Annotated in this window: 20 protein-coding genes and 1 pseudogene; 13 read left to right on the forward strand and 8 right to left on the reverse strand. The window is 67.6% G+C overall.

Going from position 1 to position 22,747, the window contains the following annotated elements:
- Window positions 1-66: 66 nt before the first annotated feature.
- Entirely contained in the window at window positions 67-297 is a 231-nt protein-coding gene (locus tag QNO11_RS03555; RefSeq protein WP_257509359.1) for an acyl-CoA carboxylase epsilon subunit, read from the reverse strand.
- On the reverse strand, window positions 294-1,883 hold the full coding sequence (locus QNO11_RS03560; protein WP_257509360.1) for an acyl-CoA carboxylase subunit beta: 1,590 nt from the start codon (window positions 1,881-1,883) through the stop codon (window positions 294-296). Before QNO11_RS03560 ends, QNO11_RS03555 begins: the two co-directional genes overlap by 4 nt.
- A gap of 99 nt (window positions 1,884-1,982) precedes the next feature.
- On the opposite strand from QNO11_RS03560, the gene QNO11_RS03565 reads away from it, so the two are divergent.
- The 6 genes from QNO11_RS03565 to QNO11_RS03590 all read left to right on the forward strand — a co-directional run bounded on the left by QNO11_RS03565 (window position 1,983) and on the right by QNO11_RS03590 (window position 7,836).
- Window positions 1,983-2,777: a biotin--[acetyl-CoA-carboxylase] ligase gene (locus QNO11_RS03565; protein ID WP_257509361.1), complete on the forward strand. Its 795-nt coding sequence runs from the start codon at window positions 1,983-1,985 to the stop codon at window positions 2,775-2,777.
- Between the two features lie 57 nt (window positions 2,778-2,834).
- Window positions 2,835-3,416 (forward strand): PH domain-containing protein, encoded by a 582-nt coding sequence (locus tag QNO11_RS03570; RefSeq protein ID WP_257509362.1) that lies wholly within the window; start codon window positions 2,835-2,837, stop codon window positions 3,414-3,416.
- 56 nt (window positions 3,417-3,472) lie between these two features.
- The gene (locus QNO11_RS03575) at window positions 3,473-4,609 is read left to right on the forward strand and encodes a 5-(carboxyamino)imidazole ribonucleotide synthase (RefSeq protein ID WP_257509363.1); all 1,137 of its coding nucleotides are present in this window, start codon (window positions 3,473-3,475) and stop codon (window positions 4,607-4,609) included.
- 192 nt (window positions 4,610-4,801) lie between these two features.
- Window positions 4,802-5,269, forward strand: a complete 468-nt coding sequence (gene purE, locus QNO11_RS03580; RefSeq protein WP_257509532.1) for a 5-(carboxyamino)imidazole ribonucleotide mutase — start codon at window positions 4,802-4,804, stop codon at window positions 5,267-5,269.
- Window positions 5,266-6,720 (forward strand): LCP family protein, encoded by a 1,455-nt coding sequence (locus tag QNO11_RS03585; RefSeq protein WP_257509364.1) that lies wholly within the window; start codon window positions 5,266-5,268, stop codon window positions 6,718-6,720. The genes purE and QNO11_RS03585 overlap by 4 nt, the downstream gene beginning before the upstream one ends.
- A 3-nt stretch (window positions 6,721-6,723) precedes the next feature.
- Window positions 6,724-7,836 (forward strand): glycosyltransferase, encoded by a 1,113-nt coding sequence (locus QNO11_RS03590; RefSeq protein WP_257509365.1) that lies wholly within the window; start codon window positions 6,724-6,726, stop codon window positions 7,834-7,836.
- Window positions 7,837-7,871: 35 nt separating this feature from the next.
- Here the strand turns inward: QNO11_RS03590 and QNO11_RS03595 are convergent, their stop codons facing one another.
- The 4 genes and pseudogenes from QNO11_RS03595 to rfbB form a co-directional block, all read right to left on the reverse strand.
- Window positions 7,872-9,992, reverse strand: a complete 2,121-nt coding sequence (locus QNO11_RS03595; protein WP_257509366.1) for an LGFP repeat-containing protein — start codon at window positions 9,990-9,992, stop codon at window positions 7,872-7,874.
- Window positions 9,989-10,513: a hypothetical protein gene (locus tag QNO11_RS03600; RefSeq protein WP_257509367.1), complete on the reverse strand. Its 525-nt coding sequence runs from the start codon at window positions 10,511-10,513 to the stop codon at window positions 9,989-9,991. Before QNO11_RS03600 ends, QNO11_RS03595 begins: the two co-directional genes overlap by 4 nt.
- A 92-nt stretch (window positions 10,514-10,605) precedes the next feature.
- Window positions 10,606-11,154, reverse strand: a pseudogene (locus QNO11_RS03605) (dTDP-4-dehydrorhamnose 3,5-epimerase family protein); the annotation flags it as partial.
- A 2-nt stretch (window positions 11,155-11,156) separates the two neighbouring features.
- Complete coding sequence (gene rfbB / locus QNO11_RS03610; protein ID WP_257509368.1) at window positions 11,157-12,155, reverse strand: dTDP-glucose 4,6-dehydratase; 999 nt, start codon at window positions 12,153-12,155, stop codon at window positions 11,157-11,159.
- A gap of 91 nt (window positions 12,156-12,246) precedes the next feature.
- On the opposite strand from rfbB, the gene rfbA reads away from it, so the two are divergent.
- From rfbA to QNO11_RS03630, 4 genes are read left to right on the forward strand one after another with little or no spacing between them, the layout of a single operon-like run.
- On the forward strand, window positions 12,247-13,113 hold the full coding sequence (rfbA, locus tag QNO11_RS03615; protein WP_257509369.1) for a glucose-1-phosphate thymidylyltransferase RfbA: 867 nt from the start codon (window positions 12,247-12,249) through the stop codon (window positions 13,111-13,113).
- A gap of 35 nt (window positions 13,114-13,148) precedes the next feature.
- A complete protein-coding gene (locus tag QNO11_RS03620; protein ID WP_257509370.1) occupies window positions 13,149-15,098 on the forward strand; it encodes a rhamnan synthesis F family protein in 1,950 nt (649 codons plus the stop codon).
- Window positions 15,091-16,293, forward strand: coding sequence for an acyltransferase family protein (locus tag QNO11_RS03625; protein ID WP_257509371.1), 1,203 nt, complete (start codon window positions 15,091-15,093; stop codon window positions 16,291-16,293). Before QNO11_RS03620 ends, QNO11_RS03625 begins: the two co-directional genes overlap by 8 nt.
- Window positions 16,290-17,495, forward strand: coding sequence for an alginate O-acetyltransferase AlgX-related protein (locus QNO11_RS03630; RefSeq protein WP_257509372.1), 1,206 nt, complete (start codon window positions 16,290-16,292; stop codon window positions 17,493-17,495). The genes QNO11_RS03625 and QNO11_RS03630 overlap by 4 nt, the downstream gene beginning before the upstream one ends.
- On the opposite strand, the gene QNO11_RS03635 is transcribed toward QNO11_RS03630, so the two are convergent.
- Window positions 17,489-18,328 carry an NAD-dependent epimerase/dehydratase family protein gene (locus tag QNO11_RS03635; protein WP_257509373.1) on the reverse strand — a complete coding sequence of 280 codons (840 nt, stop codon included), beginning with the start codon at window positions 18,326-18,328 and terminating at the stop codon, window positions 17,489-17,491. The genes QNO11_RS03630 and QNO11_RS03635 overlap by 7 nt on opposite strands.
- Window positions 18,329-18,499: 171 nt before the next feature.
- Here QNO11_RS03635 and QNO11_RS03640 point away from each other — a divergent pair, with 171 nt between their 5' ends.
- Genes QNO11_RS03640 through QNO11_RS03650 form a run of 3 tightly spaced genes read left to right on the forward strand, consistent with a single transcriptional unit; the run spans window position 18,500 to window position 21,962 of the window.
- On the forward strand, window positions 18,500-19,411 hold the full coding sequence (locus QNO11_RS03640) for an ABC transporter permease (protein ID WP_257509374.1): 912 nt from the start codon (window positions 18,500-18,502) through the stop codon (window positions 19,409-19,411).
- A gap of 2 nt (window positions 19,412-19,413) precedes the next feature.
- Entirely contained in the window at window positions 19,414-20,613 is a 1,200-nt protein-coding gene (locus QNO11_RS03645) for an ABC transporter ATP-binding protein (protein ID WP_257509375.1), read from the forward strand.
- Window positions 20,610-21,962: a hypothetical protein gene (locus QNO11_RS03650; RefSeq protein ID WP_257509376.1), complete on the forward strand. Its 1,353-nt coding sequence runs from the start codon at window positions 20,610-20,612 to the stop codon at window positions 21,960-21,962. The genes QNO11_RS03645 and QNO11_RS03650 overlap by 4 nt, the downstream gene beginning before the upstream one ends.
- Before the next feature lie 3 nt (window positions 21,963-21,965).
- Here QNO11_RS03650 and QNO11_RS03655 read toward each other — a convergent pair whose 3' ends face one another.
- A complete protein-coding gene (locus tag QNO11_RS03655) occupies window positions 21,966-22,709 on the reverse strand; it encodes a polyprenol monophosphomannose synthase (protein ID WP_257509377.1) in 744 nt (247 codons plus the stop codon).
- Between the last annotated feature and the right edge of the window lie 38 nt (window positions 22,710-22,747).

Here is a 22,747-nt window from a genome sequence, read left to right on the forward strand (position 1 = left end):
CAGTATCCGCCGGCGCCGCCGCGGCTGTCTGTAGGTATTTTGGGGGACACGCCGGGCGGGAGCCCCTCAGCGGTAGGAGTTTCCCCAGCCGGCTGCGCGATCCAGCGGCCGCCGCAGGCCGCGAGCGGCCAGCTCCCACCCGTGACGCACCGGCGCGTCCTCGACGACCGCAGCGGCCGCTTCACGTTCGTACGCCTCGGAGACGACGGCGACCACCGCAGCCAGCTCCAGGTCGCTGGGAGCGCCGCGCGACAGGTCGACGCGGATCCCCGCCGGTTCGATGGCCGGGGCGCTCATAGCGGGATGTTCCCGTGCTTCTTGGGCGGCAGGCTCGCACGTTTGCCGCGGAGCGACCGCAGCGCCTTCGCGATCGACACCCGGGTCTGGGCCGGCTCGATGATGCCGTCCAGCTCGCCGCGTTCGGCCGCGAGGAAGGGGGAGGCGACGTTGTAGGTGTATTCGGTGGCCAGGCGCGTGCGCACCGCGGCGACGTCTTCGCCTGCTTGCTCGGCACGCTTGATCTCGCCTCGGTAGAGGATGTTCACCGCGCCCTGACCGCCCATCACCGCGATCTCGGCGGTGGGCCAGGCCAGGTTCACGTCGGCGCCCAGCTGCTTGGAGCCCATCACGATGTATGCCCCGCCGTAGGCCTTGCGCAGGATCACGGTCACCAGCGGCACCGTCGCCTCGGCATACGCGTACAGCAGCTTCGCGCCGCGGCGGATGACGCCGGTCCACTCCTGGTCGGTGCCGGGGAGGTAGCCTGGCACGTCCACGAGGGTCACGATCGGGATCGAGAACGCATCGCAGAACCGTACGAAGCGGCTCGCCTTTTCGCCCGCCTCGATGTTCAGCGTCCCGGCCATCTGCGACGGCTGGTTGGCGATGATGCCGACGGTGCGCCCCTCCATCCGGCCGAAGCCGATGACGATGTTAGGGGCGAACAGCGGCTGCACCTCGAGGAAGTCGCCGCCGTCGACCAGGTGGGAGATGACCTGGTGGATGTCGTACGGCTGGTTCGCGGAATCCGGGATGATCGTGTTCAGCGACCGGTCGGCATCCGTCGTCTCCCACTCGAACCCGTTCTCGTACACCGGGAGCTCGGCCATGTTGTTGTCGGGGAGGTAGCCGATGAGCGTCCGGGCGTAGTCGAGGGCGTCGTCCTCGTCTTCGGCGAGGTAGTGCGCCACGCCCGAGCGGGTGTTGTGGGTGTAGGCGCCGCCGAGCTCTTCCATCCCGACGTCTTCGCCGGTGACGGTCTTGATCACGTCGGGGCCGGTGACGAACATCTGGCTGGTCTTGTCGACCATGATGACGAAGTCGGTCAGGGCGGGGGAGTACACCGCACCGCCGGCGGCCGGGCCCATGATGAGGGAGATCTGCGGGATGACTCCGGATGCCGCGGTGTTCAGGCGGAAGATCTCGCCGTACTTGCCCAGGGCCACGACGCCCTCCTGAATGCGCGCGCCGCCGGAATCGAGCATGCCGATGATGGGCATGCCGCCGCGGAGGGCGAACTGCATCACCTTGATGATCTTGTCGCCGGCCACCTCGCCCAGCGACCCGCCGAAGGTCGAGAAGTCCTGCGCGTACACCGCGACGGTGCGGCCGTGGATCGTGCCGGTGCCGGTGACGACGGAGTCGCCGTACGGCCGCGAGCGGTCCATGCCGAACGCCGTGGTGCGGTGGCGCACGTACTCATCGAGCTCGACGAAGGAGCCGGGGTCCACCAGCAGTTCGATGCGCTCCCGCGCGGTCAGCTTGCCCTTGGCGTGCTGCTTCTCGCGCGCGGCGGATTCCGCGTCGAGGACCGCCTCCTGGTAGCGATTGCGCAGGTCGGCGATTTTGCCGGCGGTCGTCGATAGGTCGGGTTGATCCGTCACTGTTCCACCCTAGCGACCACACCCCCGCGGGCCTTGGAGGGTGCGCACAAGGGGTTGCCTGATCCGCTGTGCGATCGGGCCTGCGCGTAGGGTGTCGCCATGACGCTCCCCACTGAAGGCTTCCCGCTGGCCGCGGCCGTCTCGCCGCGGTTGCAGATCGTCGAATCCACCGGCTCCACCAACGCCGACCTCGTCCGCGATGTCGAACGCGACCCCGCCGGGCACCCGCATCTGTCGGTGCTGCTCACCGACGACCAGCGCGCCGGGCGCGGCCGCCTGGACCGGTCCTGGACCACTCCGGCGGGCACCGCGCTGGCGGTGTCGGTGCTCGTGCGGGTGGCGGGGCTGCCGGCGCACGCCCGTGGCTGGATCCCCCTCATCGCCGGGGCGGCGATGACGCGCGCGGTGACCCAGGTGCTGCGCGGCCAGTCGCACGAGGTACGGCTGAAGTGGCCGAACGACGTGCTGCTGAACGGCGGCAAGGTGTGCGGCATCCTCGCCGAGGTGGTCCCCGGCGACCCGGCCGCGGTCGTCATCGGCGCCGGCGTGAACACCACGATGCAGCCGGTCGATCTGCCGGTGCCCACGGCGACGTCGTTCGCGGCGGTCGGGGTCACCGTCGACGTCGACGATCTGCTGGCGCGCTACCTGCGCGGACTCGACGAGCACCTGCAGAAACTGCTGATCGCGGGCGGCGACGCTGCGGCATCCGGATTGCGTGCAGAGATCGAGCAGCTGTGCGAGACGATCGGCCACGATGTGTCGGTGGGCATGCCCGACGGTGGCGTGCTGGTGGGGAAAGCGGTGCGCCTGGACGGCGACGGACGCCTTGTGGTCGAGGTCGCGGGGGTGGAGACGGTGGTCTCGGCCGGGGACGTCGTGCACGTGCGCTGACCGGCGCTTCGGGCGCGCCGGAGCGCCGAGGTCGTCGGGGGCGGTCACAATGGTCCTGTGACCCAGCCGATCAGCTTCGCCGGACGCCCGCTCACGCCGGCGCCCGGTGCGCCGACCCCTGAACTGAAGGTGGCGCGGCTGCGAGGGCACGCCCGCCGCCTGTTCTGGTCCGCGCTCGTGCTCATCGCCGTCGCCGGTGCAGTGGGCTACTTCTACGGCAACGTGCCCGTGCCGTTCGAAGAGTGGATGCTGCCGACCGCCGCCGCCGCGCTCGTGCTGCTGCTGGTGGTGCTGCCGTTCCTGGTCTGGTTCTCCCGCACGTACACGATCACCACCAGGCGCGTCATCGCCCGATCGGGACTGCTCACGACCCACCGCAACGAACTGGCCCACGCCCGCGGCTACACGATCCGCGAGCGCCGCGGTCCGCTGCAGCGGCTGTGGGGGGCGGGCACGCTCATCCTGTCCAACGGGGTGGATGCGCCGCTGGTGATGAAGAACGTGCCGGCGGTGTCGCTGGTGCACGAAGTCCTCGCCGACCAGGTCGAGGTGAGCCAGATCCTCGCGCACCGCGACTCGCACGCCATCCCTACCGTCACCCAGGCGCCCGGTCCGCCGCCGCCGCTCCCCGGCCGCTGAGCCGACCTCGCGCGCTCGAGCGATGCGCGAAGATGAAGGGGACGGAAGGAGCTTGCATGACGCTGCGAGTCGGAGTGGTAGGCGGGGGCCAGTTGGCCCGCATGATGATCGCGCCGGCGGTCGAACTCGGCATCGAATTGCGCGTCCTCGCCGAACAGCCGGAGATGGCAGCCGCGCTGGCGGCCACGGCGGTGGGCGACTACCGCGACGCCGACACGGTGCTGGCCTTCGCCCGCGACGTGGACGTGGTCACGTTCGACCACGAGCACGTGCCACAGCCGGTGCTCCATGCGCTCGTCGACGCCGGGGTCGCAGTGCACCCCGGACCCGACGCCCTGCTGTACGCGCAGGACAAGCTGCTCATGCGCGCGCGCCTGGACGAGCTCGGGATGCCGCAGCCGGACTGGGCCGCCGTCACCGACACGGCACAGCTGCAGCAGTTCCTCGACGATCACGGCGGCCGGGCGGTCGTCAAGACGCCGCGCGGCGGCTACGACGGCAAGGGCGTGCGGGTCGTGTCTGCCGCGACCGAGGCGGAGGACTGGTTCACCGCGCTGGCAGAAGATGCGCGCGGTGGGGCGCTGCTGGTCGAGGAACTGGTCGATTTCACGCGGGAGCTGGCCCAGCAGGTGGCACGCAGCCCCTCCGGCGCGATGCGGTCCTACCCGGTCGTGGAGACCGTGCAGCGCGACGGCGTGTGCGCCGAAGTCATCGCGCCGGCCCCTCATGCCGCTGACCGGCTGTCCGAGGTGGCACGAGGAATCGGCGAGGCGATCGCCGCGGGGCTGGGAGTGACCGGCATCCTGGCGGTCGAGCTGTTCGAGACCAGCGACGAGCGGGTGCTCGTCAACGAACTCGCGATGCGCCCGCACAACAGCGGCCACTGGAGCCAGGACGGCGCCGTGACGAGCCAGTTCGAGCAGCACCTGCGCGCGGTGCTGGACCTGCCGCTGGGCGACCCGTCGCCGCGGGCGCCGTGGTCGGTCATGGTCAACATCCTCGGTGGGCCGGCCGCCGGCGGGCTCGATGAGCGCTTCGCCGCGGCGATGGCCGAGCATCCCGATGCGAAGATCCACACCTACGGCAAGGCCCCGCGCCCCGGCCGCAAGGTGGGTCACGTCACCGTCGTCGGCCCCGATCTCGACGAAACGGTCTACGAAGCACGCGCCGCCGCCGCCCACTTCGACGCCTGACAGACGCTGAAACGACACCTGGTCGCCGACACGGTGGGAACTTCCCATCGTTTCGGCGACCAGCTGTGGTCTCACCGGTCGGGCGGGGACGGGTCGTGCGCGCCGTTGCGGGCAACTTGCAGGCGCGCGGCCTAGCCTTGACAGGTGACCCGGCCGCTGCATTCCTCCGAAGAACCCCTCGTCGGTGTCGTCATGGGCTCCGACTCCGACTGGCGCGTCATGAGCGATGCCTCCCAGGTGCTGAGCGAATTCGCCGTGCCGCACGAGGTCGAGGTCGTCTCGGCCCACCGCACGCCCGACAAGCTGATCCGGTACGGCCGTGAGGCGCGGGGGCGGGGCCTGAAGGTCATCATCGCCGGCGCCGGCGGCGCAGCCCACCTACCAGGCATGCTCGCCTCCGTCACCGGGCTCCCCGTCATCGGCGTGCCCGTGCAGCTGGCCACCCTCGACGGCCTCGACTCGCTGCTGAGTATCGTGCAGATGCCCGCCGGCATCCCGGTGGCCACCGTCTCGATCAACGGCGCCCGCAACGCCGGACTGCTCGCCGCGCGCATCCTCGCGACCGGCGACAGCCGGCTCGCCGACCGGATCGATGGCTTCGCCCTGGACCTCGAACGTCAGGTCGAGGAGAAGAACCGGCGGCTGAAGGACTCGCTGTGAGCGTGAGCAGCCCGCCGCGCGCCAGCGCCGGCAGGCCGACGTCGGCGCGGTCCGCACTCGTGCAGGACCGACCGATGCGGCATCCGGATGCCGCATCGCCCGACGTGATGACCCGCCGCGCCTGGTGGCTCGTGGTGCTCAACTTCCTGCTGCCGGGGTCGGCACAGGTGGTGGCGGGCAACCGCCGGCTGGGCCGCGTGGGACTTGCGGCCACCCTCGCGATGTGGGTCCTGCTCGCGCTCACCGTGCTTTCGGCCCTGCTGTGGCGCGCACCGATCGGCTGGATCGGCACCAACTGGTTCGCGCTCACCCTGGTCCAGCTCATCCTTTTCGCGTACGTGGTGCTGTGGGTGGTGCTGACCGTCGACACCCTGCGACTCGTGCGCCTGGTGCGCGTGCGAAAGGCGGCCAGGTTCGGGGTGGCGGCGCTCGCCGTCGCGCTGCTCGTGGTCGCCGGTGGGACCACGGCCTACGCCGCTGTCTCGGTGGGCACCGCGCGGGACACGCTCGGCAGTCTCTTCGGACAGAGCGGCCCCACCGTGCCGCCCTCGGACGGCCACTACAACATCCTCCTGCTCGGTGCCGACAGCGGCGACGGCCGCGACTCGATGCGGTTCGACAGCATCTCCGTCGTGTCGATCAACGCCGACACCGGCGCGGTCACGATCACCGGCATCCCGCGCGACATCCAGAACCCGCCGTTCTCGGCAGGCCCCATGCAGGACCTGTATCCCGACGGCTTCGAGGGTCACAGCGACCCCACCTGCGGGTGGAGCGCCGGCATCAACCAGCTCATGAACGCCGTCGAGGTGTGCCGCGACGGCACCGGTCTCTACCCGGACGCCGAGGACAACGGCTCCTCGCCGGCCGTGGAGGCGACCAAGGATGCCGCAGAGGGCATCCTCGGCATCGAGATCCCGTACTACGTCTTCGTCGACATGCACGGCTTCGCCGACCTCATCGACGCGCTGGGCGGGGTGGACATCACGGTCGCCGAGCGGCTGCCCAAGGGCGGCGGTCCCGCCTACGAGGGTCAGCCGGTCGATGACTGGGCGACCGGCTGGATCGAGGCGGGCGAGCAGCACATGGACGGCGACACCGCTCAGTGGTATGCCCGCTCCCGCTACACCACCAGCGACTGGGATCGCATGCAGCGCCAGCGGCAGTTGCAGCAGGCGATGCTCGCCCAGCTCGATCCGGTGACGGTGCTCACGCGCATCAACGAGATCCTGGGCGCCGGTCAGCACCTCATCGAGACCGACCTGCCGCAGTCGATGCTGCCCTACTTCGCCGAGCTGGCGCTGAAGGCGAAGGAGCAGCCGATGACGTCGCTCGAACTCACCCCCGAGGGGGTGGGTATCGACCCGGAGGAACCCGACTACGACTACATCCGCGAGATCATGCAGTCCACGCTCCACCCGCTGACACCCACCCCGGCTCCGGAGGGCTGAGCGATGACGACGACACTGCGAGTGGTGCTGGACGCCCTCGTCCAGCCGGCCGGCGACCTCGCCGAGGCGTCGCGCGAGCTCACGACAGCACTGGTGCGCACCGCGCCGTCCGGTTGCGAGGTCGCCGCTCTCGTGCCGGCGGCGCCGGACGGGGCGGTCGCCGAGCTGCGGGGTCAGCTCCCGGGCATCGCCCGCATCGACACCGCCCCCCTCGGGCGCCGCGAGCTCGCGGCATCCTGGCAGCTGGGCATCGCCACGGGAGCCGGCGGCGGCATGATCCACTCGCCGAGCCTCATGGCGCCGCTCGTGCGTCACGACCGTGCGTATGACCACGACCAGACCGTCGTGACGGTGTGGGACCTCACCCCGTGGGAGGCGCCGGACGAGCTGCCGCGCGCGACGGCGATGTGGCACAGATCGATGCTCAAGCGCGCGGTCAAGCACGCCGACGCCGTCGTGGTGCCTACGCACGCGCACGCCCAGCGCCTGGCGGAGTTCGCGAAGCTCGGCGACCGGATCCGCGTGATCGCCGGCGCTGCCCCGGCCGGCTTCGCCGTGCCGACGGATGAGGTCGGGCGCCGCCGTGCGCTGGAGCTTCCCGCGCAGTACGTGCTGATCGACGGCGGGCGGCGCGATGGGCTCGACGCTGCGTTCGCCGCAGCCGCACGTGCCGGCGGCGACCTCGCCGTCGTGGTCACCGACGTGACCGAGGAGGGCGCCGCGGCGGTAGCCGACATCGCGAGCGCGGCGGGCCTGCCCGAAGCGCACCTTCACGTGCGAGGGCGGCTCGATGCCGCCGACCGCGCCGCAGTGCTGGGAGGCGCCGCGACCGTGCTGGCCTCTTCGACCCTCACGGTGTTCCCGTGGCTCGTCGTCGAGGCCCTCGCTGTCGGTGCCCCGGTCGTCGCGGCCGCCTGCGAGGTGCACCGTGAGGTGATCGTCGACGGGGGACTGCTCGTCGACGCGTCGGGCGACGCTCTCGCCGCGGGCCTGGCGCAGGCCCTCGGCTCGGATGCCGCGCGGGCGCGACTGGCGGTGCTGGCAGGCGACCGCGGCCGGGCGTTCTCATGGCTCGGAGCTGCGGAGCGGGTCTGGCAGTTGCACGCCGAGTTGTAGCCCCGTCTCGGAAGATCGCCGCGCCTCAGGCGCTGCTATTCGCGTGTGAACGAAACGTAACCGCGCTGGTCCGACCGAGCCACCCCGTGCTGGAACTGCTGCGTGCAGCCGTTCGCATCGCACGTCTGTGCTGCGGCGGGCCACCCCAGCCAGGTGATCTCGCCGCCGTAGGTGTACCACATTGACAGGATCGCGCCGTACTGCGTGAAGACAGGCTGTCCGCTCGAGTTCTGCGTGAGGATCCCGGCGCCGTAGTGCTGGATCCACCCTCCGCCGTTGGCGTCGGAGTAACGGATGCTGTTCAGTGCCGGACCGAAAGTGGCGAGTCCGCCGCCGTTGCGCCACGACGAGGCGATGGAGCCGAACACCCCGTAGGTGCCCCACGCGGGAGACTCGGTGATCACTCCGCCGTCGAACTCCTGAGCGCAGTCTCCGGATGCCGTGCATGAACGTTCCGTGCGCGGCCAGCCGTACGGCCCCGCCTCGGAACCGCTCGATGACCACAAGCGCTGTCCCGCGCCGTACGGGATCGCGCGGACCCCCGAGGTGCCCTGGGCGAGTATCCCCGCTGCGAAGTTCTGGACCCAGCCCCCGCCTCCGGCGCTGACCGTACGCATGTCGTTGAATGCGGGTCCCATGGACGACAGGCCGCCGCGTCCCAGCCAGTCCGCGGCGATGGAGCCGCTCAGGATATGGGCACCCCACGTCGGGTCAACCGTCACGACGCCGCCCGCGAATGTCTGTGCGCAACGGTCCGCGACGCAGGAGTAGTCGGTCGTCGGCCAGCCGACCCAGCCGCTGGCACCGCCGGTGCTCATCCACTCGTCCAGCAACGCGCCGTACGGCGTGAGGTGGAAGCCGCTGGCGCTCTGAGCAAGCACGCCGCGTTCGAAGTGCTGTATCCAGGCAACGCCGTCGGGACGCTCGAGATAGGCCATGTCGTTCAGTGCAGCGCCGAGCGAGCCGTCTGTCGCGCCGGAAGCCCGCCAATGATCGTTGACTCCGCCCCAGATCGCGTGGGCGCCGTACGCGGCAGTCGAGGAGATCGACCCCGCGACGAAGGACTGCGCACAGCGGGACCCGCTGGAACAGGCGATCGGGGCGTTGGGGAAGCCGAGGCCACCCGTGGCACCGCCCTGTCTGTTGTACTCCGTCAGCGTCGCCCCGTTCGCGATGAACACCGTTCCGCCCCAGAAGCTGCCGTAGAGCGTGCCTCGCTCGAAGCGCTGGTACCACCCCTCGCCGTTGTTCTCGACGTAGACCGCGTACGACACGGGCGCGCCCATGCTGCCGCCGGCGCCGCCCTGCGCGTTCCAGTAGTCCGCGAATCCGGGGTGCACGGTGAAGCTGCGGGGGTCGCCGAACCAGTCCGTGAAGAGGCGCCAGAAGTTGCGGTTGCCGTACGCCGAGCAGCCGTCGCCGGTGCCGTAGAGGTTGCGCAGTGCGGCGTCGTTGGGCGTATACGGCGTGTAGATGTACAGCGCTGCGGTCGCCTGGTTGTGGATGTACACCGGCTTCGTGCCACAGGACACCGTGGGCGAGTAGAGGATGTTGTTGGTGCGGCCGGCGCGGTAGCCCCACGAATTGGGTGTGGCGCGGTAAATCTGGAACTGGCGAGCGGCGTAGTACACCTGGTAGAAGAAGCCGGCGGTATTCGGGTCGCACGGTGCGGTGTCGGGACAGCCCTGGCCGGTCGCGGCCTGATAGCTCCACGCCGACGGCCGGGTGGCCGTGATCAGACTCTGCTCCTTCTCAAGCAACACCAGCAGCACGCGCTGGTTGATGCCGCACGAACGGGCGACGTTGTCGATGATCTGAGCCGCGGTCTCGCGAGGATTGCCGACATACCCCCTGCAGTGGGAGTCGGCCGCGACAGTGGGGGTGGACTGGGCGTAGGACTTCAGGCACGTGTATCCGTCGGCGCACGTGCGCACTTTCCCGTTCAGGAACGTCTGGACGTCGGTCGCGGTCATCCCGTTCGAGTCGTAGAAGACCTGATCATCGATGATGTGCCCAGCGTCCCAGTCCGACGCATCGGCCGCAGCCGCCGGCTCGCTCGGGAGCGGAACGAGGAGGCCGATCGTTGCGATGAAGGCGACCAGCAGCGACATGATCCTGATGTGCCGCCGCGGGGCGGGATGCTCTCTGACGCTCACGGGACGCTCACTTCGCTGTCGGCACGACCGTAAGAGGTCGGGGAGGTGTAGGTGAGCGTCAGGTCCCAAGTCCCCGGCGACAACACGCTCGCCGGAATGGTCATGACGCCGCAGAAGTTGGTCTGAGGCCCGCTGGTGGCGTCGATCGCCGCCGTGTGAGACGTGTCGTCGCGTCGTACCTCGAGCGTGCACGTCCCGCCTGCCTCCGGCGCGGCGCCGACGATACCGGTCGCTTCGATGGCGCCGTCGATGACGTCCACAGTCGTGAGGACAACGTCAACGGGCGCGAGCCCGGCCGGAGCAGTGGGGGAAGCTGTGACCGGCGGCGGAGCCGCGGTCTCACCGGGCTGCGCGGGTGCCGCCGACGTCGGTGAGGCGGACTGCGCCGGCGGGATGGGAGTGCTGCTCCCGGTCGCACCGGGGGCGGGTTCAGCGGCGCACCCCACGAAGCCGGCACACAGCACGACAGCGACCGCCGACAGGGAGTATCGGCGAACCCGATGCCGCGCGGCAGTATTCATCCCACCAGGCTATACAGCGCGCACCCCCGTGCGGTGGACCGGCGCACGGTGTCTTGCGGCGCGCAAGGAGATGGCGGCCCGGCTCAGGGGCGCATCGGCCGCACGTCGGCAAGCCGAGGGTGCAGGCGGTCCTTGTCCGACAGTTCCGCGCGGTCGAGCGGGACCGGCCAGGGCACGGCAACCGTCTCGTCCGCCAGGTTGAGGAAGGTGTAGTCGGCGTCGGGACGCCAATGCGCGTTCACCAGGTAGCTGTAGGCGGTGTCGTCCTCGATCGTCTGGAAGGCGTTGCCGACACCGCGCGGAACGAAGATCCCTCGGGACGCGTCGATGACGCTCGTGAAGAGGCGACCGAAGCTGGGCCCCTCCCGCAGATCCACCCATGCGCCGAAGACGGAGCCGGTGGCCACCGAGATGTACTTGTCCCATGGCTCGGCGTGGATGCCTCGCGTGGTGCCGGCGGCGCGATTGAACGAGATGTTGTTCTGCACCGGCTGGAAGTCGGGCAGCCCGACCGAACGCATCTTCTCCTGCTGCCAGTTCTCCTTGAACCAGCCCCGGTTGTCGCCATGGACGGGAAGGTCGAAGAGGATCAGCCCCGGAATGGAGGTTTCCTGGGCGGCAAGGGATTTCCCGTATTCCATCGTCACTGCCCCGTTGTCCGGTATTTCGCTTCGGTTGCTTCCTTCTCGGGGCGCCACCAGTCCTCGTTGTCCCGATACCAGCGGATCGTGTCGGCAAGCCCGGCTTCGAAGTCCGTGTATGTGGGAGACCATCCCAGTTCGGTGCGGAGCTTCGTGGAGTCGATCGCGTACCGCTTGTCGTGGCCGGGACGGTCGGTGACCAGGTCGTATGCGTCCGAGGGCAGGCCCATCTCGCGGAGAATCACCTCGACCACTTGGCGGTTGGAGCGTTCGCCGTCCGCGCCGATCAAGTAGGTCTGCCCGATCTCGCCGGACTCGAGGATCGTCAGGACGGCGGACGAGTGGTCGTCAGCGTGGATCCAGTCGCGCACGTTCCGCCCGTCTCCGTAGAGTCTCGGCCGGACACCGTCGATCACATTCGTGATCTGCCGCGGGATGAACTTCTCGATGTGCTGACGCGGACCGTAGTTGTTCGAGCAGTTGCTGATGGTCGCGCGCACACCGAACGAGCGCACCCAGGCGTTCACAAGAAGGTCCGAGCCGGCCTTCGTCGAGGAGTAAGGGCTCGAGGGGTTGTACTTCGTGTCTTCCGTGAACCGCGTCGGCTCATCGAGCTCGAGATCCCCGTACACCTCATCGGTCGAGATGTGGTGGTAGCGGATGCCCGTCCGGCGGGCTGCTTCGAGCAACGTGAACGTGCCGACGAGGTTGGTGTGGATGAACGGCGAGGGATCGGACAGGGAGTTGTCGTTGTGCGATTCCGCTGCGAAGTGCACGACGGCATCGTGCGTGTCGAACAGTGAGTCGACGAGTGCGCGGTCCGCGATGTCGCCCCGAACGAGACGCATGCGATCCTCTGGCAACCCCGCGAGGGACGCCGCGTTGGCCGCATAGGTCATGCTGTCGAGCACGGTGACGTTGTCGTCGGTGTTGCTGAGGACGTGGTGCACGAAGTTGGAGCCGATGAAACCGGCGCCACCCGTAACGAGAAGGTTCCGCATTGCTCCAGATTAGTGGGCACGCCGCCGAGAGACCGCTGTGCCTCGCCCCGGCGATTGGCGAGCGCGCCTCCGATCGGCGAGACTGGACAGCATGCGCGGGATCATACTGGCCGGAGGAACCGGCTCACGGCTCCACCCCATCACCCTCGGGGTGTCGAAGCAACTGGTACCGGTTTACGACAAGCCGATGATCTACTACCCACTGTCGACGCTGATCCTCGCGGGAATTCGCGACATCCTCGTGGTGACGACGCCGCACGATGCGGATCAGTTCGAACGCCTCCTCGGGGACGGCACCCGCTTCGGTGTCTCGATCACCTACGCGCAGCAGCCCTCCCCGGACGGCCTGGCGCAGGCTTTCGTCCTGGGGGAGCAGCACATCGGCTCCGAGTCGGTCGCGCTCGTGCTCGGGGACAACATCTTCTACGGTCAGGGGCTGGGCACCCGTCTTCGCCAGTTCGCATCGCCTGACGGTGGCGTGATCTTCGGGTATTGGGTCGACGACCCCACGGCCTACGGTGTTGTGGAGTTCGGAGAGGACATGCGCGTCGCCTCGATCGAGGAGAAGCCGGCCCATCCCAAGAGCAGTTATGCCGTGCCGGGGCTTTACTTCTACGACAACGACGTCGTGGAGATCGCCAAGACGCTCAAGCCGTCGCCGCGGGGCGAGCTCGAGATCACCGACGTCAATCGCCGATACCTGGAAGAAGGACGGCTGCGCGTCGAACTGCTGCCGCGCGGAACCGCCTGGCTCGACACCGGCACGTTCGACTCCCTCAGCGAGGCGACCGAGTTCGTGCGCACCGTGCAGAAGCGCCAAGGGCTCTCACTGGGGTGCCCCGAGGAGGTCGCATGGCGACTCGGGTTCCTCAGTGACGATGAACTGCGCGAAAGGGCGGCCCCGCTCGTGAAGAGCGGTTACGGCGCCTACCTCCTCAACCTCTTGGACGCACGATGAGACGGCGCGCTGCAGAAGACGAGACAAGGAACACGGTGCCCACGTTCGACATCGGACCGCGCGAAGGCGCACCCGCCACTCGCTTCCCCGACGGCGGGAAGCGGGTGATCTTCTACCTCTTCTTCGATCACGAGGGGGTGGTGGACGACTACGTCCCGTACAAGCTCGAGAGGCTGCGGCCCTTCGCCGAGCACATCTTCGTCATCGTGAACGGCTCCGTGAATGCTGAAGGCAAGGCGAAGCTCGACGCGGTCGCCGACACCGTCTGGGAACGGGAGAACACCGGCTTCGACGTCGGCGGGTACAAGGCCGCGCTCGCCGAATTCGGTGAGGAACGGCTCGCCGAGTACGACGAGCTCATCCTCATGAACTACACCTGGTACGGGCCCGTGCGCCCGTTCGAGCCGGTCTTCGAGCGGATGGACGCTGAGGACGTCGACTTCTGGGGGCTCACCACCCACGGGTCGATCAAGCCGAATCCGTTCACTCATCACGGTGAGCTCAAGGCGCACATCCAGTCGCACTGGATCGCGGTCCGGAAGTCGATGTTCCAGAGCCAGGACTGGCGCGACTACTGGGCGAACATGCCCGCGATGACCACCTACCTCGACTCCGTCCTGAAGCACGAATCCGTCTTCACCGACCACTTCGCCACACGCGGCTGGTACTGGGACACCGCCTTCTCGCACGAGGCGTACAGCGATGCCCACCCGACCTTCCAGTTCGCCGGGCAGCTGCTGGACGAAGGATGCCCGCTGCTGAAGCGGCGCCCCTTCTTCCACACTCCCGTCTTCCAGGACCGCCACTCGATCGTCCCGCGCTGGTTCCTGGACAAAGCGGAGTCCTATGGGTACTCGCGCGACCTCATCCTGCCGAACCTGGCTCGCACCAGCGAACCGCGCGCGCTGTACACCAACGCGGCCCTGCTGGAGGTCCTGCCGGACGGCCACTCGGATTACGACGAAGGCAAGCCGCAGCGCATCGTGGCGATCGTGCACATCTTCTACGTCGACATGACGGAGGAGCTGCTCGGATTCCTCTCCAACCTTCCCAGCGGGTTCGATTTGATCGTCACCACGACCGACGAGGGGCGTGCGCGCGAGATCCGCACCATCATCGACCGGCGCGCGGACCCCAAGGTCCAGAAGTACGAGGTGCGGGTGCTGCCCTCCAACCGCGGGAGGGACCTGTCGGCGTTCTTCATCGGTGCGAAGGACGTGCTGCGTAGCGACGACTACGACCTCGTCGTCAAGATCCACTCGAAGAAGACGGTCCAGAACCTCGTCAACAACGGGTATTACTTCAAGCGGCAGCAGGTGGAGAACCTGCTGGGAACCTCGGCGTTCGCTTCGAACGTCGTCGCGCTGTTCCAGAAGGAGAGCAAGCTCGGCGTCGTCTTCCCGCCTCTCGTTCACGTGGGGCTCGCGACGATGGGGCGTGGCTGGTACGGCAACAAGCCCGGCGCCAAGGCCCTCGCCAAGAAGCTGGGTATCAATGTGCCGCTCGACGACACCGCGCCGGTCGCTCCCTATGGGGCGATGTTCATCGCGCGGCCCGAGGCCCTGCGCAAGATGACCGACGTCGATTGGCGCTACAGCATGTACTCGCCGCCCTCGGATCACACCGACGGCTCACTCGCTCACGTGCAGGAGCGTCTCATTGCCTATGCTGCGGGCTCACACGGTTACTACGTGAAGTCGACGCTCACGCCCGAACACGCAGCGATCAGCTATACGTCGCTCGAATACAAGCTCAACGTCGTGGGGCCTTATGTGCCCCCGTATGCGGTGGATCAGGCGCACCTGCTTCCGATCATGGGTGAGTGGGGGCTGGGCGGGGGTCTGGGTCTGCTGAAGATCTTCTTCACCGTCTACCACCCGCGTGTGGGACGTTTCGTGCTCGGGCTGTACCGTCCGGCGCGGACGGTGTACCGGGCGCTGCGCAAGCTCGTGCGCCGGGACCGGGGTGCAGTGGCGGATGCGTAGCCTCGCAGACTCCTTCAACCCGCGGAGTAACAGCATCGGGTTCCTGCGATGGCTGATGGCCTTCATGGTCATCTTCAGCCATGCCGGCCCTCTCGCGGGATTCTACGGGGGTCGTGATCTGGGGACTCAGTGGAGCGAAGAGCAGTCCCTCGGTGGCGTCGCGGTCGCCGGGTTCTTCTTCCTCTCGGGCTTCCTCATCACACGCAGCAAGATGGGCAGATCGTCGACGCCGCGCTTCTTCTGGCGGCGCATCATGCGCATCTATCCCGCGTGGTTCCTCATCCTGCTGGTGACGGCGTTCGTGCTGGCTCCGATCGCCTGGATCCGTGAGCAGGGGAGCATCGACGGGTTCTGGACGGCGACGGTGGACTCGCCGTTGACCTACTTCTCCAACAACATGTGGCTCCCGCTCGTCCAGCACGGCATTGCCGGCATGGGCACGTCGATCCCGTTCTTCACCGATCACGGCGGATTCGAATGGAACGGCTCCGCATGGACATTGGCCTTTGAGTTCGGGGCCTACATCCTGGTGGGTGTCCTGGGCGTGGTGGGTGCGCTCGCGCACCGCATGATCGGTGGCCTGATCGCGTTCTTCATCATCGCCCTGGCCATGATGCAGTGGTTCCGAATCGGGGATCTCGCCGCGTTCACCCCCGCGCTGGGCGACTTCAGGGTACTGCTCCTGCTCGCGCCGTTCGCCTTCGGCATCCTCTTCGCGCTGTACGGCGACCGGATCCCGATCGACGACAGGCTCGCGATCGCATGCGCGCTCATCGCGGCTTTCACCTACGCCAAGGGTGGCTGGCTGGTGTTCGGCCAGTACGCTTTCTGCTACGTGCTGATCTGGTTCGCCATCCGCGTCCAGAAGCTCAAGAACTGGGACAAGCACGGTGACTTCTCCTACGGGATCTACATCGTCGCCTGGCCGCTCATGCAGTTCGTCGCTTACTTCGGGCTCCAGGACCACGGGTGGTTCATCTACCACCTCGTGATCGTCGCGGGATGCCATGCATATGCGTACTTGTCCTGGCATCTCGTGGAGCGGCCCGCACTCCAACTGAAGGACTGGACGCCGCGATGGCTCCTGCGCTTCCTGGACGTGAGTCGACCTCAACGCCAGCGGCTCACCGGGTGGATCAATCGCCCCGAGCCGGTCTCCGGCAAGGAGCCGATGGTGGCGGGGGGCGTTCGATGACAGGCGCGGGTCCCGATGTCGTCCACGGAGCTCAGGTCCCCTCGCCCAAGTGGTGGCGCCCGTTCCGCAACGTACCCCTCATCACCCTGGGGATCCTCTCTCTGCTCGCCGCGCTCGTGGGCTGGGTCACGCAGTATCGAATCGACCAGGCCGAGGCGGCACCGGCACCCACCGCGGCGACGCAACCCACTCCCTCGACCGGTGCCGTCGACGACGTGTGCCGACCGCCCGTCGAAGGCACCGGAGAGGAGCCCTGGATCGATTCGGACGGGCAAGCCGAAGCGCGTTGGGAGCAGCACGCGGCCGATCTGTCCGGCCCCGTGGTGCTCGGCCGAGACGGATGGGCGTTCTACAACGACCAGATCGAGGAGAACTTCTCACAATCGATCGGCAGGCGGTACCTGTCGGCAGCCGAAGCCGGTGCCTGGCACGACTACTTCGAATCGGTCTCGACCGCCCTGGCGGATCGTGGGATCTCGTTGACCATTCAGGTGACCCCCTCCGCGGGCAGCGTGTATCCGCAGCAGCTGCCGGAGTGGACCGACGGCATCGTCGGGTCCACGCCGCTGGATCAGTTCCTCGCGTCGTCCCCCGATCTGCCGATCGTGGATTTCCGACAGGATCTGCGCGAGGCGAGCCAGGGCAACGCCGTGTACTCGCCCGTCAACAGCCACTGGACCGACTGGGGCGGCTACATCGGCTGGCAGACCTTCGCTGACTGCAACGCCGTTCTCCACCCCGAGGACGATCCCATCCAGGTGCCGCCCGTGGAGGGGGTCCAGATCGTCGGCGAGTTCAACGAATACGCGCCCTACGGCGTCCCTGGGCTGGGCCAGGACTGGACCGCCCCCGTGTTCGCAGAACAGCTGCCGGAGGTGGAGATCACCGACAACACCGGCGAGGTCACGATCGCACCCGGTGGTTCCGCGCTCGACCTTAACCGCTTGCCTGCGTCGACGCTCAACTCGCAGGCGCCTTCGTCGCAGAAGGCTCTGATCCTCCGCGACTCCATGGGAAACGCGCTCTCGCCGTTCTGGCAGCAACAGTACGCGCAGACCTGGCAGGTGCAGCATCGGTTCGACAACTGGTCGACCCCGCCGAATTTCAACGACCTCGTCGAGCAGTATCAGCCGGACGTGGTCATCGTTCAGCTGGCGGAGCGTCATCTGGTCAACGCCCCGGCGGTGCCCAGCGGCTACTGAGCAGCGTCACCGCTCATGATCTGTCGGATGACCGTGGCATCTCCCCAGACGGCGGGCGAGTCGTAGGGGCGGTCGGGGAAAGCGCCGTACTCCAGCGAGATGGGCAAAGCGTTCTCCGTGATGAACTCCTCGACCTTGTCTGCGAGGGATACCGGGACGCCGCTGGAGCAATTGACCACACCGGTGACGTCCGAGTGCGTGACAGCGGCGATCTGTCGGCCGAGTTCCTCCACCCGGATGAAGTCGTACTTGCTTCGGCCGGTTGTGAACGGAAGCGTTGACCGGCCTGCGTCGACGGCCTCGAGCAGACGAGCGAAGATCGATCTGTTGCGCCGGTCGTCACCGTAGATGTAGTAGCACCGCAGCCATGCGAGCGAGGTGCCGGTGTCCGCCAATGCAAGGGGAAGGGACCGTCGCAGCGCATCCTTGGCGATTCCGTACTGCGACAACGGGTCGGTGGGGGTGGCGGCATCGATCGGTCCCTCCCAGTACCCGACCTCGTGCATCGTCCCCAGCGCTGCGATCCTCGGCACGCCGGCCTGCGCCGCTCCCGTCAAGAACCGGAAGTGCGCCGACAGCTGACCCATGTGGGCGGAGGAGTTGTGGGCGAAGCCGTCCTTCCATGCGAGGTGGACCAGGGCGTCGGGATTTCCGAAGAAACCCAGATCCAGATCTTCCGCCAGGACGTCGGCATGCACGACCGTCGCGTCGGGATGAAGCGGGGCGGTCGAACCTGGGCGCAGCACCGCTACGACGTCGTCGCCGCGAGCCACGTGCGCGGCCACCACGTGCGGTCCGATGTATCCGCCTGCTCCTGTGACGACGACTCTCATGCTGTGCTCTCCATCGGTTTGGGGCCACTGCGCGACGAGACCGCGCGGTGAACCATTCCTTGTGCTGCCCAACAGAAGTCCAGGCGCCGCTCAAGCCTACCCACGGCAGGTCACACACATCCGGCCCGGCTATAGTCGAGGGGGCCATCGAAAGACGCGTTGAGTGGGGCAGTGGACAGTACACAGAGATTTACTCGCCTGAGCGAGGAACCGTTCGCGACCATTGAATCGCGCGGACTGCGCACGGATCGGCGCGGGGGGAAGCTGGCCGAGATCTTCGCTCATCGCGAGTTGCTCGGCCTTCTCGTCCGGCGAGACCTGCAGGCCCGCTACCGCGACAGCTTCCTGGGATTCCTGTGGACGCTGATCAAGCCGATCATCCAGTTCATGATGTACTTCGTCGTGCTGGGACAGTTCCTGCGTGCTGCCGAGGGTATCCCCGACTTCGCGGTCTACCTGTTCGCCGGTCTCGTCCTTTACACGTTCTTCTCCGACATGGTGTTCGGGTCGACGACCTCGATCCTGGCCAACTCCGGCCTCGTGAAGAAGATCTACCTGCCTCGCGAGGTGTTCCCCCTGGCGAGCGTGGGAGCCGCGAGCTTCATGTTCGCCGTTCAGGTGGTCGTGCTCCTGGTGGCGGCGATCGGATTCCAGGCCCTGCCCCAACCCGTCGAGATGCTCTGGTTCTTCCCGTCGGTGCTCCTCGTGCTGGTGTACGGTCTCGCGATCGGACTGCTGCTCTCCGCTCTGAACGTCTACCTGCGGGACGTCCAGTACCTCACGGAGGTCGTGATGATGCTCGCGATGTGGGGGTCGCCGATCGTCTACTCCTGGAGCATGGTGAAGAACGTCTTCGCGCAGTTCAACCTGCCCGACTGGTTGCTCGAGGTCTACATCAACAACCCCATCACTCTCGGGGTGCTGGGGTTCCATCGCGCGTTCTGGGGCGCGGGCACGGCCGCCGACTATCCGGAAGGCCTGGGGATGCGGATGCTCATCGCCGGCGTGTTGGGACTGATCCTGCTGGTCATCTCGCACCGGGTGTTCACCCGGCTGCAGGGCAATTTCGCACAGGAGCTGTGACCGTGGAACAAGCAGTAAGCGCTCCCGAAGTGGTGCGCGTCGACGGAGTCTCCAAGCGATTCATCGTCCGCAAGGACAACACGCTCAAGGAGCGTGTCATCCACCTGGGCGCCATGGGTCGCAAGCACCGGAAGGTCTACACCGCCGTAGACGACGTATCCATCAGTATCACCGCCGGAACCACCGTCGGGCTGCTCGGGCCCAACGGATCGGGTAAGAGCACCCTGCTGAAGCTCATCGGCGGCATCGTGTCCCCGTCGACCGGCACGGTGCAGACGCGAGGGCGCATGGCGGCGCTGCTGGAGTTGGGCGCCGGATTCCACCCGGATCTGAGCGGGCGGGAGAACGTGTTCCTCAACGCCTCGATCCTGGGCATGACGCGCGCCGAGACCGAGCGGCAGTTCGATTCGATCGTTGAATTCAGCGGCATCGGCGACTTCATCGACACCCAGGTGAAGTTCTACAGTTCCGGCATGTTCGTCCGGCTGGCGTTCGCGGTCGCGATCCACACCGACCCTGACGTTCTGCTGGTGGATGAGGTGCTGGCTGTCGGTGACGAGGCATTCCAGCGCAAGTGCATGGACAAGGTCGTGCAGTTCCAGGCGGAGGGGCGCACGATCATCATCGTCAGCCACTCGGCGGGGCAGATCGCCGAACTCTGCGACCGGGCGATCGTGCTCGATGAGGGGCGTGTCATCTTCGATGGCGCGGCCGACGAGGGCATCTCGGTCCTGCGGGAGGCGCTGGAGGGGCGCCGCACCGGGACAGCCGTACGCGAGGAGGTGGAGCCGTCGGTGGAGGTGGCCTCGATCCGTGCGCTCGACCCGCACGACGGAACACCACTGAAGTCCCTCACGCCAGGCGATCCACTCGAATTCGAGGTCGCGCTGACGGTGCGCTCTCCCGTCACGGTATGGGAGACGGGGTTCAGCATCGACACCCCGCAGGGCCAAGTCGTCCTCTCGACGAACAACGTGCGGCTGGCGCGGGAACTCCCGCCGCTGTCGCCCGGCGAGCGACTCGTCCGTTACCGCATCTCCGACACGCATCTGGGTTCGGGACAGTACTACCTCAACGCCTACGTGCTGGATGGCGACGGCCACAATCACGCTCTCGGCCAGGGCGCTTTCTTCGCGGTGTCCAAGGTCGATGAGAACCTCGGGACGGTGTGGGCAGACGTGTCGATCGTGGAGGTCGAGTGAGCGGTCGCCAGTCGCCCGAGGGTGATGTCACGACGAGACCCGTCTCTCGAGGTGTCGAGTACGGGCTCCTGATCGCCCTGGTCGTCGCCGGTGCCATCATCACGTGGTTCCGCGTGCCCGATGGCCACCACGACCGCGTCTGGGCTGAGGACTCGAACATCTTCCTGGGGGAGGCCCTCGACCAGGGGCCGTGGGCCGTACTGCTGCAGGGATACGCGGGCTACCAGCACTTCGTCCCGCGCCTGGTCATCGCGCTGATGATGCCGGTGTTGGATCTGCAGTACTACGCGGTGACGGTCTTCGCGATCTGCGCCGTGCTCACCGGTCTGGTCGCAGGCGCCGTCTTCTGGCTGTCGCGCGACCTCGTGCCCTGGATCCCGGCGCGGGTGACGATCGCCTTGATCACGGTGATCATCCCGCTCGCCACACAGGAGACCGTCGGGAACCTCGCCGACCTGCACACGTACGCCATGTGGCTCGCCCCCTGGCTGCTGCTGTATCGCCCGCGCACCTGGTGGTCCTCCGCAGGGTGGGCGGTCATCTTGTGGGCCACGGTGATGACGGAGATACAGGCCGTGTTCTTCGTCTTCCTGATCTTCTTCCGCCTGCGTCGCCGAGATCGGCGCTCGTGGCCGCTTGTGGCGGCCTTCGTGGTGGCCTCCGCTGCGCAACTGCTCACCGCAGTCACCGGCGAGCGTCAGACCAGCAACGGGCCGTTGAGCATTCCGTCCACCGTCATCGGGTGGATGATCAACACGGTGATGCCGCTCATCACCGCCGACCCGGTCCTCATCCGAGCGTGGGTCCTCGAATCCGGCGTCTTGGTTGCCGTTGCGATCCTCGTGCCGATCGTCGTGGCTGCTGTCGTTGCACTCGTGTGGGGAAGCGGCGAGCAGCGGCTCCTCGTGGTGTCGCTGCTGTTGGGGTCTGCTGCCATCTACACGGGCAGCGCGTGGGCGAACAGCGACGTATGGTTCATGTATGCCGAAGAAGGCCTCGACACCATCGGCGCCCTCGTCGTCAACATCCGCTACGGCGTCGCGTCCGGCATGATGCTCGTCGCGGTCATCCCCATCGCCGCCGCAGTCGTGCTGAGACGCTGGGGCGATGCGCTCTGGTCGAAGGTGGCTGCGTGGGCCGCCTGTGTGGTCGTCGTCGCCGCGCTCGGCTACGGGAGCACCATGACGATCTCGCTGCGTGATTGGGTCGGCGCGTGGTCTCCTGCCGTCGCGCAGGCTGTGGAGGAATGCTCGACATCGGCGCCGTCCGATGTCGTGACCCTGCCTGTGGCACCGGACCGGTCGGTGGACCTCGTGTGCGAGGACGTCCTCGCACACACCGGCCGGTGACCGTCAGCGGCGGAACACGCGTGCCAGACCCCACTGGGTGACACGGGTCATGGCTTCGAGGACGATGGGCCCACTCATCTTGGATTCGCCGATCTCCCGTTCCCGGAACTCGATCGGAATCTCCACGAGCGTGTAGCCGGCGGCGAACACGCGCCGGGTCAGGTCGATCTGGAAGCAGTATCCTCGCGATTCCACTTCGTCCAGGCCGATCAGGTCGAGGATGTCGGCACGGTAGACGCGGTAGCCGGCGGTGACGTCGCGCACAGGCAGCCCGAGCATGGTCCGGGCATACCAGCTCCCACCGCGGCTGATCACCCGGCGCGCCCACGGCCAGTCCACGACGGACCCGCCCGCGACCCAGCGCGAGCCGATCGAGCCCGCGACGGTGCCCGAGGAGTCGGTGTCGACCGCTGCGATCAACGCAGGCAGGCGCTCAGGCGGATGCGAGCCGTCAGCATCCAGCTCGACCAGCAGGGCGTAGCCACGCTGACGTCCCCAGGCGAATCCCGCCAGGTAGGCCGCACCTAGGCCGTTCTTCTCGGTGCGGTGCATCACGTGCACTCGACCGTCGGTGCGGCTCAGTTCGTCGGCGACGGCGCCGGTCCCGTCCGGGCTGCCGTCGTCGACGACCAGGATGTGTACGTCGGGCGCGGCTGCCAGCGTGCGACCGATGATGGATTGCAGGTTCTCACGCTCGTTGTACGTGGGGATGATCACGAGCGTGCGGGTGCTGTCAGCGGCTACCACGGTGGTTTCAGGCCTAACGTCGGGGGAACTGTACGGGG

The organism is Microbacterium sp. zg-B96, from assembly GCF_030246865.1.
GTDB lineage: Bacteria > Actinomycetota > Actinomycetes > Actinomycetales > Microbacteriaceae > Microbacterium.

Coding starts and splice junctions, on each gene's coding strand:
- QNO11_RS03590 (WP_257509365.1), top strand. CDS start 6,724: ATGACGACGACACTGCGAGTGGTGCTGGACGCCCTCGTCCAGCCGGCC.
- QNO11_RS03635 (WP_257509373.1), bottom strand. CDS start 18,328: ATGAGAGTCGTCGTCACAGGAGCAGGCGGATACATCGGACCGCACGTG.
- rfbB (WP_257509368.1), bottom strand. CDS start 12,155: ATGCGGAACCTTCTCGTTACGGGTGGCGCCGGTTTCATCGGCTCCAAC.
- purE (WP_257509532.1), top strand. CDS start 4,802: ATGGGCTCCGACTCCGACTGGCGCGTCATGAGCGATGCCTCCCAGGTG.
- QNO11_RS03555 (WP_257509359.1), bottom strand. CDS start 297: ATGAGCGCCCCGGCCATCGAACCGGCGGGGATCCGCGTCGACCTGTCG.
- QNO11_RS03575 (WP_257509363.1), top strand. CDS start 3,473: ATGACGCTGCGAGTCGGAGTGGTAGGCGGGGGCCAGTTGGCCCGCATG.
- QNO11_RS03565 (WP_257509361.1), top strand. CDS start 1,983: ATGACGCTCCCCACTGAAGGCTTCCCGCTGGCCGCGGCCGTCTCGCCG.
- QNO11_RS03630 (WP_257509372.1), top strand. CDS start 16,290: ATGACAGGCGCGGGTCCCGATGTCGTCCACGGAGCTCAGGTCCCCTCG.
- rfbA (WP_257509369.1), top strand. CDS start 12,247: ATGCGCGGGATCATACTGGCCGGAGGAACCGGCTCACGGCTCCACCCC.
- QNO11_RS03600 (WP_257509367.1), bottom strand. CDS start 10,513: ATGAATACTGCCGCGCGGCATCGGGTTCGCCGATACTCCCTGTCGGCG.
- QNO11_RS03625 (WP_257509371.1), top strand. CDS start 15,091: ATGCGTAGCCTCGCAGACTCCTTCAACCCGCGGAGTAACAGCATCGGG.